Below are 14479 nucleotides of genomic sequence, written 5' to 3' on the forward strand. Positions count from 1 at the left end.
TCAGCGCTGCCAGCGCGGAATCTCCTCCACCCGGGTGGCGATGTCCTCGTCCGCCTCGTAGAGCGCCTCGAGCTCCTGGGCGGCTTCGTGGATGGTCTGGATCTGCTTCTTCTCGTTGCCGAATACCTCGAGCTGGCGCAGCAGCGCCTGCTCGTCATGGGGGCGGAAGGTATCAATGGTGTGCTGGGCCTGCTCCCGGGGGATGCCCAGGCCGATCAGGGCATCGCGGGTCAGCTCGAGACTGGCGGGCAGCAGTTCACGCACGATATGGGTAATCCCGGCGCGCATCAGCAGGTGGGCGTGGTGGCGGTTGCGCGCGCGGGCATACAGCTTGAGGTGGGGAAACTGCCGGCGGACCTGGCCGACGATGCGCATCGAGGCCTCGGGGTCGCTCACCGCCACTACCAGCACCCTGGCCCGGTCGGCGCCGGCGGACTTGAGCAGGTCGATGCGCGAGGCATCGCCGTAGTAGACCTTGTTGCCGTAGCGGCGCACCACCTCGACCTGGTCGGCGTTGATGTCGAGCACCGTGTAGGGAATCTTCAGCCCCTGCAGGGCACGCCCCATGATCTGCCCGAAGCGACCGAATCCGGCGATGATGATCTGTGGGGCGTCGTCGGGGAGGGTGTCGTAGGCACGCTTCGGCCGGCGGCGAGTGAAGAGCCGGCGCAGGCCATGTACATGCAGTTGGAAGAGCAGTGGCGTGGTCGCCATGGAAAGCGAGATCGCCAGGATCAGCAGGCTGACCAGTGACTGATCGAGCAAGGCGGCGGTAGCCGCCGCGGAGAGCAGCACGAAGCCGAACTCGCCGCCCTGGGACAGCAGCACTCCCAAGTTGATCCCGTCCTTCCAGCCAGTGCCATGTACTCGGGCGGCAATCAGCACGGCCAGCGCCTTGAGCAGCACCAGCCCCAGGGTCAGGCCGAGCACGACCAGCGGCATCTCGCCGATCAAGCGGATATCGGCCGTCATGCCCACCGCCATGAAGAACAACCCCAGCAGCAGCCCGCGGAACGGCTCGATGTCGGCCTCGATGTTGTGGCGGTACTTCGAGTCGGCGAGCAGCACCCCGGCGATGAAGGCCCCCAAGGCCATGGAGAGCCCGGCCAGCTCCATCAGCAGGGCGGCGCCGATCACCACCAGCAGCACGGTACCGGCAAACACCTCGCGGCTGCGGGTGGCCGCGGCATAGTGAAACAGCGGCCGCAGCAGGTAGCGGCCACCGATGATCAGGCCGAGGAAGGCACCGACGGCAATCAGCACGCCCTCGAGCAGGGGCATGAAGCCATCGGCCAGCAGGGCGTCGGCGGCCAGCATGGGAATGATGGCCAGCACCGGAATCGCTGCCAGGTCCTGGAACAGCAGCAGGGCGAAGGCATTGCGGCCGTGGCGGGTCTGCAGCTCCTTGCGTTCACCGAGCAGTTGCAGTACCAGGGGCGTGGAGCAGAGCCCCAGGCTGAAGCCCACGACCAGTGCCGCAGCTGGGGGGAGTCCCAGCCACCAGGCGGCCAGTGAGAGCGTGGCCGTGGTGATGGCCACCTGCAGGCTGCCGAAGCCGAACACCGCCTTGCGCATCACCCGCAGGCGCGAGGGCTTGAGCTCCAGGCCGATCACGAACAGCAAGAACACGATACCCACCTGGGAGAACTGCAGGACCGCCTCGGTGTCGGCTACCAGGGCCAGAGCCGAGGGGCCGATGACCACGCCCGCGGCCAGATAGCCCAGCACCTCGCCCAGTCCCAGGCGCTTGAAGATCGGCACGATCAGCACCGCCGCTGCGAGGAAAATCAGCGTATTGAGCAGCAGGTCGATGGCCAAGGGGCCTCCTTGCGAATGACGATGGCGAGCCCATTCTACCCGATGGGGATCATGCCATGGTCACGCAAGCTGCGGGCCAGGTCCTTGGACTTGACATGTGGCGCTGGTGTTCTGGGTGGGGGAACCATGTCCTGAGCTGACAAGTCGCTACCGGCAACGATTGTGCATCTTGTGGCTGCTGTGCTACCTCTAAGAGCGGCACTTCACCGAATGGAAACGGACAAGGAGACGTCGCATGGGTATCGAAGTAGGCGGCCTCTTGGGCCTGATCTGGCTGATCATCGTTATCTGGGCCATCGTCAAGGTGGCCAAGAGCTCTGCCGGCGGGCTGGCCAAGTTGATCTGGATCCTGGTGCTGCTGTTCTTCCCGTTGATAGGGTTGATCATCTGGTTCCTGTTCGGGCCCAAGGGGTAGCGGTCTTCCAGGGGAAGTCGTTCCTGTGAATGGGCTGCCTTCGGGCGGCCCGTTCACATTGATCGAGTCGGATGCCCAACCTGAATCTGGCCGATCCCCGGTTGTAGAGCGTCAGGGGTTGTCCCCAGGCTCGCCCCGATCACACTTGACGCACTCGAGCATGAGGCCGAGTCGCGAGCGACGCCCGGCCTCGGTGGTCACCCAGGGCCGCTCGGTCCAGGGCGGTTGATGGCGCACATGCTGGTTGTGGCCGCAGGCGAGCTCCGCTACCCAGTGGTGCTCCTCGTCGAGGTGATAGTCGATGATGGGCTGCTGCATGGCAGAGGCGACCGGCTATCGCCGGGGCGGAGGGGCCTTGTAATGGCCCGGTACCGTCACCCGCTCGCCGTTGGGCAGATCACGGACGTGGGCGGGCACGAAGACCCGCGTGATCACGCTTCTTGTGTGGTGCTCGGTCATGGCTGAATCTCCGTGTCATCCCCTGGACGCCACCTCCACGTTAGCGCTCGCGGCCATCGTGAATCAATGCTCGCTCGCCGCCTGGTGCAGTCGGGTGAAGCGGACCGGCGGGCTGTACTTATCGCCGGACGGGGCGCGTTCGGGGGCCGGCTGGACGCGCCAGCCCCGCGAGGTCGCCCACGCCTTGAGTTCGCGGTAGTCGAGCAGCGGATAGTCTTGCGAGTAGAGGTTGGGGGATGTCGACGGGAAGGCGAAGGCCACATGGGGATAGCGGGCCAGGGCGTCTTCGCTGTCATGGGCGCTGAGCGCCCTGTCCAAGGCGGACTGCCACGCCCGGGAGTCGCGACCTGCTACGGCTTGGGTTGCATGCATCGGATTGCCCTCGGTTGTTGTGCCTGTTGACGGGCCATGAAAGACGCACCGCCGGGCGTGGCCGTACCGGGCGTCATCATCGGGATGGCCGAAGCTGCACCCCGGCCGGATACGTGTTCAATCCCAGCTCAGTGCGCCGCCCACCTGGTACTCAGTGACGCGGGTCTCGAAGAAGTTCTTCTCCTTGCGCAGGTCGATGATCTCGCTCATCCACGGGAAGGGGTTCTGCGCACCGGGGAACTGCTCCTTGAGGCCGATCTGGGCCAGGCGGCGGTTGCAGATGAAATGCAGGTACTCCTCCATGATCGCCGCGTTCATGCCCAGCACGCCGCGGGGCATGGTGTCCCGGGCATAGGCGATCTCGAGCTCGGTGCCCTCGAGGATCATCTGGGTGACTTCGTCCTGGAATTCGGGCGTCCACAGCTGCGGGTTCTCGATCTTGATCTGGTTGATCATGTCCACGCCGAAGTTCAGGTGCATTGACTCGTCGCGCAGGATGTACTGGAACTGCTCGGCCACGCCGGTCATCTTGTTGCGCCGGCCCATGGAGAGGATCTGGCTGAAGCCGCAGTAGAAGAAGATGCCCTCGGTGACGCAGTAGAAGGCGATCAGGTTGCGCAGCAGTTCCTGGTCGGTCTCGGTGGTGCCGGTGTTGAAGTCCGGACGCGCCAGCGACTGGGTGTGCTTGAGGCTCCAGGCGGACTTGGCGGCCACCGAGGGCACTTCGCGGTACATGTTGAAGACTTCACCTTCGTCCATGCCCAGCGACTCCACGCAGTACTGGTAGGCGTGGGTATGGATCGCTTCCTCGAAGGCCTGGCGCAGCAGGTACTGGCGGCACTCGGGGTTGGTGATCAGGCGATAGAGCGCCAGCACCAGGTTGTTGGCCACCAGCGAGTCCGCCGTGGAAAAGTAGCCCAGGCTGCGCTCGACGATCCGCCGTTCATCTGCGGTGAGCCCCTCGGCGCTCTTCCACAGGGCGATGTCGGCGTTCATGTTCACTTCCTGGGGCATCCAGTGGTTGGCGCTGCCGTCCAGGTACTTCTGCCAGGCCCACTCGTACTTGAAGGGCACCAGCTGGTTGAGGTCGGCGCGGGCATTGATCATCTGCTTGTCGTCGACCTCGATGCGTGCCGCGCCCATCTCCAGCTCCTCAAGGCCGGCCGCCACGTCGAGCTCCTCCAGCGAGCGGCGCGCACGGGCCAGTCGGTCCTCGTCGACCGCGGCGTAGCGACCGGCGCTCTCTTTTACGGTTTCATCTTCCACGGCCTTTTCGCGCAGGGCGCCGGGCTTTGGCTTGGTCGCCGGGGCCGGCTGTTCGGCTACGCTGGCCTCGTCTTCGTGGAATTCGTCCCAGTTCAGCATTTCCATTTCCCTCTGATTCGTTAGATTGCTATCGCAGATGAATCCATCTCTCGAGGCTGATTCGGCGACAAGCCTGCGAGGAGGCGCTGTGAACCCATCCCTGGGCGCTACCGACGGCCTGCTTCGCTCTCGCGTCCTGCTCCGCTTGCAGGACCGGTGCAGGCCATCCATGGCCAGCCCGTTCGAAGCAGTGCTTCTCACCCCTGGCGTAGGACCTCCTCTTCGGTTTGCCCCCGACGCCTCTCGCTTCCTGGGAGGCTTACTGACACGCCTCACAGCCCAGCTCGTCTATGTCGGAGGCGCTCGGGGCACGCGAACCGCTGCCACCCTTGCCCTGCAGGAAGTCCTCGACACCGCGCGGCTCCCGAGTGGTGGGCTCAGCGGCCGGTGCATGGCTGGCCGAGGGGGCCGGGGCGCCATTGCTCACGGCATTGAGAGTGCCGCGGTCGACGGTGGACTTCTCCACCGAGGTGGCGCCCAGGGCGCGCAGGTAGTAGGTGGTCTTGAGGCCGCGAAACCAGGCCATGCGGTAGGTCACGTCGAGCTTCTTGCCGGAGACCCCCTTGATGTAGAGGTTCAGCGACTGGGCCTGGTCGATCCACTTCTGGCGGCGTGCAGCGGCCTCCACCAGCCACTTGGGCTCCACCTCGAAGGCGGTGGCGTACTTGGCCTTGAGGTCGTCCGGGATGCGGTCGATGGGCTGGGCCGAGCCGTCGTAGTACTTGAGGTCGTTGATCATTACCTCGTCCCAGAGTCCGCGTGCCTTAAGGTCATTGACCATGGGCGCGTTGACCACCGTGAACTCGCCGGAGAGGTTCGATTTCACGTAGAGGTTCTGGTAGGTCGGCTCGATGGACTGGGTCACGCCGCAGATGTTGGAAATAGTGGCGGTGGGGGCAATGGCCATCACGTTGGAGTTGCGCATGCCCTGGCCGGCGATCTTGTCGCGCAGCTGGCCCCAGTCCTGGGTAGCGCTCTCGTCTACCTCGATGTACTTCTCGCCGCGCTCGGTCTTGAGCTTCTGGATGGAGTCGATGGGCAGGATGCCCTGGCTCCACAGCGAGCCCTCGAAGCTCCGATAGGAGCCACGTTCTGCGGCCAGGTCGCTGGAGGCCTCGATGGCGTGGTAGCTGACCAGCTCCATGGAGCGGTCGGCGAACTCGACGGCTGCGTCACTGGCGTAGGCGATGTCCTGGGCGTAGAGCGCATCCTGGAAGCCCATGATGCCGAGCCCTACCGGGCGGTGCTTGACGTTCGAGTTCTTGGCCTGGGGCACCGCGTAGTAGTTGATGTCGATGACGTTGTCGAGCATGCGCAAGGCGGTTCGCACGGTCTTCTTCAGCTTCTCGCCATCGAGCCTGCCGTCGACCACATGCTGGGCTAGGTTGACCGAGCCCAGGTTGCATACCGCGATCTCGTCGGCGCTGGTGTTCAGCGTGATCTCGGTGCACAGGTTGGAGCTGTGCACCACGCCGGCGTGCTGCTGCGGGCTTCTCAGGTTGCACGGGTCCTTGAAGGTGATCCAGGGGTGGCCGGTCTCGAACAGCATCGAGAGCATCTTGCGCCACATGTCCTTGGCGCGGACGCGCTTGTAGAGCTTGAGTTCCCCCGTGCGGGTCATCGCCTCGTACTCCGCGTAGCGGGCCTCGAAGGCCGCGCCATAGAGGTCGTGGAGGTCCGGGCAGGTGGAGGGGGAGAAGAGCGTCCACTCGCCGTCATCGAAGACCCGCTTCATGAACAGATCCGGCACCCAGTTGGCAGTGTTCATGTCGTGGGTGCGGCGGCGGTCGTCGCCGGTGTTCTTGCGCAGCTCCAGGAATTCCTCGATATCGAGGTGCCAGGTCTCGAGGTAGGCGCAGACCGCCCCCTTGCGCTTGCCGCCCTGGTTGACCGCCACGGCGGTATCGTTGACCACCTTGAGGAAGGGGACGACGCCCTGGGACTTGCCGTTGGTGCCCTTGATCCAGGAGCCGAGCGCACGGACGGGGGTCCAGTCGTTGCCCAGGCCACCCGCCCACTTGGAAAGCAGGGCATTGTCGCGGATAGCGCTGTAGATGCCGTCGAGTTCGTCGGGCACGCTGGTCAGGTAGCAGCTGGAAAGCTGGCTGCGCACCGTGCCGGCGTTGAACAGGGTCGGGGTGGAGGCCATATAGTCGAAGCTCGAAAGCAGGTCGTAGAACTCGATGGCCCGTGCCTCGCGGTCATCCTCGTTGAGTGCCAGGCCCATGGCGACCCGCATGAACATCACCTGGGGCAACTCGTAGCGCACCTCGTCGCGGTGGATGAAGTAGCGATCGTAGAGGGTCTGCAGGCCCAGGTAGGTGAAGGCATTGTCGCGATGGTGGTCCAGCGCCTCGCCCAGGCGGTCGAGGTCGAACTCGGCCAGCGTGGGATCGAGCTGATCGAACTCGATGCCCTTGGCGATATAGGCCTTGAAGGCCGGCGCGTAGAGGTCGGCCATCTCCCCGTAGGTGGCCTCGTCGGCGATGCCCAGGAAGGAGAGCGCCTCGCGACGCAGGTTATCCTGCAGCAGCCGTGCAGTGACGTAGGTGTAGGCGGGGTCCTTCTCCACCAGGGTGCGGGCGGTCATCATTAGCGCCTGGGAAACGCCGTCCACGGTCACGCCGTCATAGAGGTTCTTTAACGAGTCATCAACGATCTTCTGGGCATCGACGTTGGTGAGCTCCTCGCAGGCATCCGATACCAGGGTCTCGATGCGACCCAGATCCAGTGGCCGAGTGGTGCCGTCGGTGAGGGTCACGTTGAGGCTGGGGTGCGGCTTGGCGATGTCACCGCCTGCCGCGGCGCGCGCCCGGGCGTGCTCTTCGCGATAGAGCACGTAAGCGCGGGCGACCCGCTGCTCACCAGCGCGCATCAGCGCCAGCTCGACCTGATCCTGGATGTCCTCGATGTGCAGGGTGCCGCCGTCGGGCATGCGGCGCAGGAAGGCCTGCTCGATGCTCTCTGTGGACTGGCGGACGAAGTCGCGCACTCGCGAGGAAGCGGCGGCGTTGTCGCCCTCCACGGCGATGAAGGCCTTGCTCATGGCGATGGCGATCTTGTCGGCATCGAAGGGCACGACATCGCCGTTGCGCTTGATGATGCGCAGAGCCTTGGGTGCGGTGACGGAAACGGACGGCTCATCCGTTGTGATGATGGTATCCATGGCGCCGGAATCCCTGGCTGGTGAGACGAAAGGTCAAAGGCCGCCATTCGGGCGACAGTTGACAGGCATGGTGTCGATTGCTAAGGCACATGATGTGGTGTTCGTGCCGAATTGAAATACAAGATAGTGTGCTTTTCGGACCCTATCAAGTGGATAACCTGTGGGTCGCCTGTGGCCATCCGTTGGGCAGAATTGGCTCCAGCGTCAGGTCCCGTCGTCAGGCCTCGGAGCGCTATCTGTCGCTAAATAGCGACGGGAAGGCGGAATGCCGGATTTCGGGTATCCTTTAGCCATTGGCGGTGGCTCCCGACAGCGAGAGCCCCGTAACCACTTACCTGCCCGTCAGGATGGAATAGAGGATGGACGACAGCTTGCAAACCCAGGAACAGGATCATGTGCTGATCATCGAGGATGACGAGCGGCTGGCCGGCCTGACCCGTGACTACCTGGAGGCGAACGGCTTCCGGGTCACGGTAGAGGCCGACGGTGGCCGTGGGGTGGAGCGGATTCTTTCCCTGCAACCGGACCTGGTGATACTCGATCTGATGCTGCCTGGCGAGGATGGCCTGTCGATCTGCCGCCGGGTGCGCAGCGATTACCCCGGCCCGATCATGATGCTCACTGCCCGTACCGACGACATGGACCAGGTGCTTGGCCTGGAAATGGGCGCCGACGACTACGTGCCCAAGCCGGTACAACCTCGCGTGCTGCTGGCGCGCATGCGCGCCCTGTTGCGACGTGCCGAGCCGGCCGAGGTCGGCGAGGAGACCCGACTGACCTTCGCCGACCTGGTGATCGACAACGCCACCCGCGAGGCCTGGCTGGATGGCGAGCGCATCGATCTCACCAGTGCCGAGTTCGACCTGCTCTGGCTGCTGGCCAGCAATGCCGGCCGCGTGCTGACCCGTGAAGAGATCTTCGACCGCCTGCGTGGTATCAAGTATGACGGCCAGGATCGCTCCATCGACGTGCGTGTCTCGCGCATTCGACCCAAGATCGGCGACGATCCCAATCAGCCGCACCGCATCAAGACGGTACGCAGCAAGGGCTACCTCTTCGTCAGGGATGGCTGAGCCATGCGTCGGACCCTGGCCGACAGCACCTTCCTGCGCGTCTATGTCCTGCTGGCGCTGGCGCTGCTACTGACCTTCGGCCTGGCCCTGCTGGGGCTGGCCATGGTCGATCAGGTGCGCCGCGAACACTATCGTGAGCAACTGGTCGAGCCCCCCATGCGGGTACTGACCGCCTGGGTCGATTCGCTTCCCGAGCCCGGGCGCGAAGCCTGGCTGGCGAGTCGCGCCGAACAGCTCGACATGACCCTCCGGCTGGTGTCCGTCGATGATCTCTCCCTGAACTACTTCTCGCGCTCGCGTCTCGAGCGTGGCCGCGTGCTGGTCATGCCCCGGGGCGAGCATGGCTGGCGCCTGCAGCGCCTGTTGCCCGGTGGCGAGCAACTGTTGGAAGTCGACGTGGCGAGCCTCAGCGAGCAGCAGCTGCGCGGGCTCACCGAGCTGCTTGCCGAGTGGCTCGCCCAGGTATCGGGTGACGACCGACAGGCCCAGTTGGACCGGGTCGCCGGTGACGGCATTCCCTTGCAGCTGAGCGATAGCCCACCCGAGGGGCTGGATACCCGTCAGCTGGCGCGCCTGGCCGAGGGGGAGGTGGTGATCCGGCTGCTGCCCGGGCGTTGGTCCATGGCGATGTACCGCCTGCTGCCCGGAAGCAACCCGCAGACTCGCTGGCTGGCCATCGGACCGGTGAAGGCCTTCGAGCCGATGCCGGTCTCGCTGCAGCTGCTGCTACTGGTGCTGCTTCTCGGTGTGCTGGCGGCGATCATCTACCTGATCGTGCGTGGCGTGGAGGCGCGCATGGCGCGGCTGGAGCTGGCGGCGACCCGCATCGCCAGCGGGCGCCTGGATACTCGCGTCAAGGTCGAGAGCGGCGACTTCCTGGGGCGCCTGGGGATGGCCTTCAACGGCATGGCTACCCAGGTGCAGTCGCTGCTGCGCGCCCAGCAGGACATGATCCGCGCCGTCTCCCACGAGCTGCGCACCCCGGTGGCACGCATCCGTTTCGCGGTGCAGATGGTGGAGGACATGACCGACGACCCTGCGATCTGTCGGCAACTGGAAGGCGTCGATGGCGACATCACCGAGCTCGACGATCTGATCGACGAGATCCTCACCTATGCCCGATTGGGCAGCGAGACGGCCAACAGCGCGGAGCTCGAGACCTCGCTGGTCGACTGTCGCGCCATGGCCGAGCGGGTCATCGAGGCGCTGCAGCCCCTGCATCGTGAGATTCGCATCGAACTGGACGAGGGGCCGGAAGTGGAGGTCCAGGCGGAGCCGCGCTACCTGCAACGGGCGCTGCAGAACCTGGTGGCCAACGCCAGTCGCCATGCCCGCACCCGGGTCATGATTCGCCTGCGGAGCGAACCCCGGCTGGTGCGCCTGGATGTGGAGGACGATGGGCCCGGCGTTCCCGCTGCGGCGCGCAGTGAGGTCTTCAAACCCTTTGCGCGCCTGGACGACAGCCGCACCCGACGCTCCGGCGGCTATGGTCTGGGGCTTTCCATCGTGCAGAAGGTCATGGCCTGGCATGGCGGCAGCGTGATGGTGGATGCCAGCGCGTCACTGGGCGGGGCGCGCTTCACGCTGTTGCTGCCGCGCCGCAACACTACGCCGGCCTGATTCCCTCCAGTACCGCAAAGGAGGTCTCCCGGGCGGTGCGCAGGAAGTCTTCCATCCAGGGTGCGCCGCGGGTCTCCTCGCGGATTGCCGCGAATAGGGTGCTCCACACTCCCTTCTCGCCCAGGGCCACGGCCTTGACGTAGTCGCGCTCCAGGTACTCGGTGAGGGCCCAGTTGGGCAGGGCGCAGACACCGCGTCCACTGGCTACCAATTGCATCATCATGATCGTCAGTTCGGCGGTGCGAACTTCCCTGGGGTGCACTCCGGCGGGGTCGAGGAACTGCGTGAAGACGTCCAACCGGGAATGTTCCACCGGATAGGTGATCAGGGTCTCCTCGGCCAGTTCTTCCGGGGTGACGAAGGTGTGGCCTGCCAGAGGGTGCTGACGGGCCACTGCCAGGAGGCCCTCATAGCGGAACAGCGGCTCATAGTGGATGCCGGGCAGCGGCTGGGGATCGGCGGTGATCACCAGGTCGAGCTGTTCGCGGACCAGCGCCGGTAAGGGATCGAAGTGGTGGCCGCCGGGGATGTCGATCTCCACCTCCGGCCAATGGTCTCGGAAGTGGTCGACGGTGGGCATCAGCCACTGGAAGCAGCTGTGGCACTCGATGGCCATGTGCAATCGCCCCTGTTCGTTGCCGGCCAGACGCGCCAGGTCGCGCTCGGCCATGCGCACCTGCGGCAGGACCTGCTCGGCCAGCGTCAGCAGGCGCGTCCCGGCCCGGGTGAATTCCACCGGCTTGGACTTGCGCAGGAACAGCGGGCTTCCCAGGCGTTCCTCCAGATCCTTGATCTGGTGGGAGAGGGCTGACTGGGTCAGGTGCACGCGTTCTGCGGCTTCCACCAGGGAGCCGGCATCGCGCAGAGCGATCAGGGTGCGCAGATGGCGGAGTTCGAGCATTAGAGTGAGCCTGATTCATCTTGAAGATTAGAAAGTTTAGTTTGATTCACACTTTCTGGCCAGCGAGACTCAACTGCATCATTCATTCAGAAAGGACGTCATCATGTCGCTGGCTCATGTCATCGGCTATCCGCGCATCGGCGCGGATCGCCAACTGAAGCGCGCCACCGAAGCCTACTGGCAGGACGAAATCGACCGGGAAGCCCTGGAAGCCTCCGGGCGCGCCCTACGCCTGGCGAACTGGGCGGCCCAGCATGAGGCGGGACTCGACCTGGTGACGGTAGGGGACTTCGCCTTCTACGATCAGGTGCTTGACGTCTCGGTGCTGCTGGGGGCGGTGCCGCCCCGTTTCGGTGCTGAGGATGAGGTACAACGCGGTGAGGTATCGCTTGATACCACCTTTCGCATGGCCCGCGGACGGGCGCCCAGCGGTGAGCCGGCCGCTGCCTGCGAGATGACCAAGTACTTCGATACCAACTATCACTATCTGGTCCCGGAACTGCACCCTGACCAGCGCTTTCGACTGGCCAGTACCCGCCTCTTCGACCAGGTGGACGAGGCCCGAATGGCCGGCTACCCGGTCAAGGTAGTCCTGACCGGTCCGCTCACCTGGTTGTGGCTGGGTAAGGGGCGCGGCGATGTCCACGAGGACTTCGACCGGCTCGCGCTGCTCGACGGTGTCCTCGATGTCTATGCCGAGGTGCTGGAACGGCTGGCCGGGCAGGGCGTCGAGTGGGTCCAGCTCGACGAGCCGGTGCTGGTGCAGGACCTGCCCCTGGCCTGGCGACAGGCCTTCGAGCGCGCCTACCACCGCCTGCAGGCCGCTCCGGTCAAGCTGTTGCTGGCCAGCTACTTCGGTGGCCTGGGCGACAACCTCTCCCTGGCGGTGGGCCTGCCGGTGGATGGCCTGCACATCGACGCGGTGCGTGCCCCGGCACAGCTTGAGGCGGTGGTGGATCGCCTGCTGCCCCACAAGGTGCTCTCGGTGGGGGCCATCGACGGACGCAATGTCTGGCGGGCCGATCTGGCCCTGTGGCGTGAGCGCCTGGCCACGGCGCGCATGCGCCTGGGCGAACGGCTATGGATCGCGACAAGCTGCTCGCTGCTGCATGTGCCGGTGGACCTGGCCGCGGAAACCACCCTGGATGCCGAGCTCAGGAGCTGGCTGGCCTTCGCCCGGCAGAAGCTTGATGAGACGTCGACCCTGGCGCGCCTGCTGGACGGCCGTGCCAGTGCGGCAGACCATGACCGCGTGGAGGCCGCCGGCCGGGCCCTGCAGTCGCGTCGCGAGGCACCTCGACTGCATCGCTCCGAGGTGGCCGAGCGGCTGGCCGGCGTCACGGCGGCCGATACGCGGCGCGGGCGGCCCTTCGCTGAGCGTGCCGTGACCCAGCAGCGCCAGCTCGCACTGCCGCTGTTCCCCACCACGACGATCGGCTCCTTCCCACAAACCTCGGAGATCCGTGCCGACCGGCGCGCCCTGAAGGCCGGCGATCTTTCGCGTGAGGCCTATGAGACCCGGATGCGCGAGGAGATCGCCCGGGTGGTGGCCCGGCAGGAGGCGCTGGGAATCGACATGCTGGTGCACGGTGAGCCCGAGCGCAACGATATGGTCGAATACTTCGGCGAGCAGCTCGACGGCTATGCCTTCACGCGCTTCGGCTGGGTGCAGAGCTATGGCTCGCGCTGCGTCAAGCCGCCGATCCTCTTCGGTGACGTAGTGCGTCCGGCGTCGATGACGGTGCGTTGGAGTGAATACGCCCAGTCGCTGACCGCCAGGCCGATGAAGGGCATGCTCACCGGGCCGGTCACCCTGCTGCAGTGGTCCTTCGTGCGCGACGACCAGCCCCGGGAGGCCACCTGCCGGCAGCTCGCTCTGGCGCTTCGCGACGAGGTGGTCGATCTCGAGGCGGCGGGCATCCGCGCCATCCAGATCGACGAGCCGGCATTGCGTGAAGGGCTGCCGCTGCGTCGCGCCGAGTGGCAGGACTACCTCGACTGGGCGGTAGCCTGCTTCCGTCTGGCGTCGTCAGGCGTGCGCGACGAGACCCAGATCCACACCCACATGTGTTATTCGGAGTTCAATGACATCATCGCCGCCATCGCGGCGCTGGATGCCGATGTCATCACCATCGAGACCTCGCGCTCGGACATGGAACTGCTCGATGCCTTCCAGGACTTCGCCTACCCCAACGCAATCGGGCCGGGAGTCTACGATATCCACTCGCCCAATATCCCCGAGGTGACCTGGATGGTAGCGCTGATGGAGAAGGCCGCGGAGCGCATCCCGGTCGAGCGGCTGTGGGTGAACCCGGACTGCGGTCTCAAGACTCGCGGCTGGGCCGAGGTGGAGCCGGCCCTGGCCAACATGGTCGAGGCAGCGCGGGAGTTGAGGCGTCGCCATGGCTGATGCCCGGTGTTGAGCCGGGAGTCGACGCGTCGGGGCGGTACTGCTGGTATGCTCCCCCGGGAACGTCGCCGACTCGCAAGGAGCCACCATGTCTCGTCACACCCCTTCCGTCGCCCGCTCCCTGGTCATGCTGGGGGCGGTACTGCTGTTGACCGGCTGTGCCACCACCCCTGACGGGGTGTCGACACGCCCCGAGGTCGCCGATCGCGGAGCGTCCCGCGATGATGGGGCTCCCGAGACCCGCCCCGTCGCGCCGTTGATGCCCTCGCTCTTCTTTCCCGGCGACGCCGAGGCATTCACTGCCTGGCGCTGCACGCCAGCCCAGGACCTGATCACCGCGACCACCGAGGAGGAACTACGACTCTGGTCCGCCCATGGCGCCTATCGACTGCCGCCGGCGGTGGTGGCCAGCGGTACTCGCTACCAGCAGGGCGAGCTCAGCTTCTGGCATAAGGGAGACGAAGCGGTGGTGGAGAGCGCCACCGGACGGCTCGATTGCAACCGCGACTTGTCCCAGGACGTGCTCACCCGTCGCCAGCGGCCGGGCACCATGTTCCACGCCCGCGGCAACGAGCCGGGCTGGGTGGTCAACCTGGGCAGCGACCGGCCCGAGGTGAGCCTGTTGCTGGACTATGGCGAGCGCGAGCTGACCCTGCCCTACCGGGTGACCACCCTGGACAACGACGAGGGGCGCATGATCCTTGCCAGTGGCCGGGCCGATACGCCCTTCGAGCTGCGCCTCGAGGCCCGGGCCTGCTTCGACAGCATGAGTGGTCAGCCCTTCCCGGCGCGGGTCACCCTGACTATCGATGGCGAGCAGTACCGGGGCTGTGGCCAAGGCATCGCTCCCGCAACGCAGACCGATGACTAAGACGGCGCC

The 14479-nt window shown here is 65.7% G+C and carries 12 protein-coding genes; 5 read left to right on the forward strand and 7 right to left on the reverse strand.

Features of this window, described 5'->3' with window-relative positions; genetic code table 11:
- Positions 1–1818: a monovalent cation:proton antiporter-2 (CPA2) family protein gene (locus BMY30_RS11085; protein ID WP_089713606.1), complete on the reverse strand. Its 1818-nt coding sequence runs from the start codon at positions 1816–1818 to the stop codon at positions 1–3.
- A gap of 235 nt (positions 1819–2053) precedes the next feature.
- Here BMY30_RS11085 and BMY30_RS11090 point away from each other — a divergent pair, with 235 nt between their 5' ends.
- A complete protein-coding gene (locus BMY30_RS11090; RefSeq protein ID WP_089713609.1) occupies positions 2054–2233 on the forward strand; it encodes a PLDc N-terminal domain-containing protein in 180 nt (59 codons plus the stop codon).
- A 111-nt stretch (positions 2234–2344) separates the two neighbouring features.
- Here the strand turns inward: BMY30_RS11090 and BMY30_RS11095 are convergent, their stop codons facing one another.
- From BMY30_RS11095 to BMY30_RS11110, 5 genes are all read right to left on the reverse strand, one after another.
- Positions 2345–2551, reverse strand: a complete 207-nt coding sequence (locus BMY30_RS11095; protein ID WP_089713612.1) for a DUF3565 domain-containing protein — start codon at positions 2549–2551, stop codon at positions 2345–2347.
- A 15-nt stretch (positions 2552–2566) separates the two neighbouring features.
- Positions 2567–2692 (reverse strand): hypothetical protein, encoded by a 126-nt coding sequence (locus tag BMY30_RS18295; RefSeq protein WP_280140891.1) that lies wholly within the window; start codon positions 2690–2692, stop codon positions 2567–2569.
- A gap of 63 nt (positions 2693–2755) precedes the next feature.
- Complete coding sequence (locus BMY30_RS11100) at positions 2756–3064, reverse strand: hypothetical protein (protein WP_089713614.1); 309 nt, start codon at positions 3062–3064, stop codon at positions 2756–2758.
- Between the two features lie 117 nt (positions 3065–3181).
- Entirely contained in the window at positions 3182–4429 is a 1248-nt protein-coding gene (locus BMY30_RS11105; RefSeq protein WP_089713617.1) for a ribonucleotide-diphosphate reductase subunit beta, read from the reverse strand.
- 259 nt (positions 4430–4688) lie between these two features.
- Positions 4689–7595, reverse strand: coding sequence for a ribonucleoside-diphosphate reductase subunit alpha (locus BMY30_RS11110; protein WP_089713619.1), 2907 nt, complete (start codon positions 7593–7595; stop codon positions 4689–4691).
- Between the two features lie 359 nt (positions 7596–7954).
- Between BMY30_RS11110 and BMY30_RS11115 the strand changes: the two genes are divergently transcribed.
- Positions 7955–8668, forward strand: coding sequence for a winged helix-turn-helix domain-containing protein (locus tag BMY30_RS11115; RefSeq protein WP_089713621.1), 714 nt, complete (start codon positions 7955–7957; stop codon positions 8666–8668).
- A gap of 3 nt (positions 8669–8671) precedes the next feature.
- Complete coding sequence (locus BMY30_RS11120; protein WP_089713622.1) at positions 8672–10288, forward strand: ATP-binding protein; 1617 nt, start codon at positions 8672–8674, stop codon at positions 10286–10288.
- Here the strand turns inward: BMY30_RS11120 and BMY30_RS11125 are convergent.
- On the reverse strand, positions 10275–11189 hold the full coding sequence (locus BMY30_RS11125) for a LysR family transcriptional regulator (protein WP_089713624.1): 915 nt from the start codon (positions 11187–11189) through the stop codon (positions 10275–10277). The genes BMY30_RS11120 and BMY30_RS11125 overlap by 14 nt on opposite strands.
- A 103-nt stretch (positions 11190–11292) precedes the next feature.
- Between BMY30_RS11125 and metE the strand changes: the two genes are divergently transcribed.
- Together metE and BMY30_RS11135 are read left to right on the forward strand one after the other, a co-directional pair.
- Positions 11293–13599, forward strand: a complete 2307-nt coding sequence (gene metE / locus BMY30_RS11130) for a 5-methyltetrahydropteroyltriglutamate--homocysteine S-methyltransferase (RefSeq protein WP_089713625.1) — start codon at positions 11293–11295, stop codon at positions 13597–13599.
- Positions 13600–13687: 88 nt separating this feature from the next.
- Positions 13688–14470: a COG3650 family protein gene (locus tag BMY30_RS11135; RefSeq protein ID WP_089713628.1), complete on the forward strand. Its 783-nt coding sequence runs from the start codon at positions 13688–13690 to the stop codon at positions 14468–14470.
- The last annotated feature ends 9 nt before the right edge of the window (positions 14471–14479 follow it).

It is taken from the genome of Halomonas daqiaonensis (assembly GCF_900109725.1).
GTDB lineage: Bacteria > Pseudomonadota > Gammaproteobacteria > Pseudomonadales > Halomonadaceae > Halomonas > Halomonas daqiaonensis.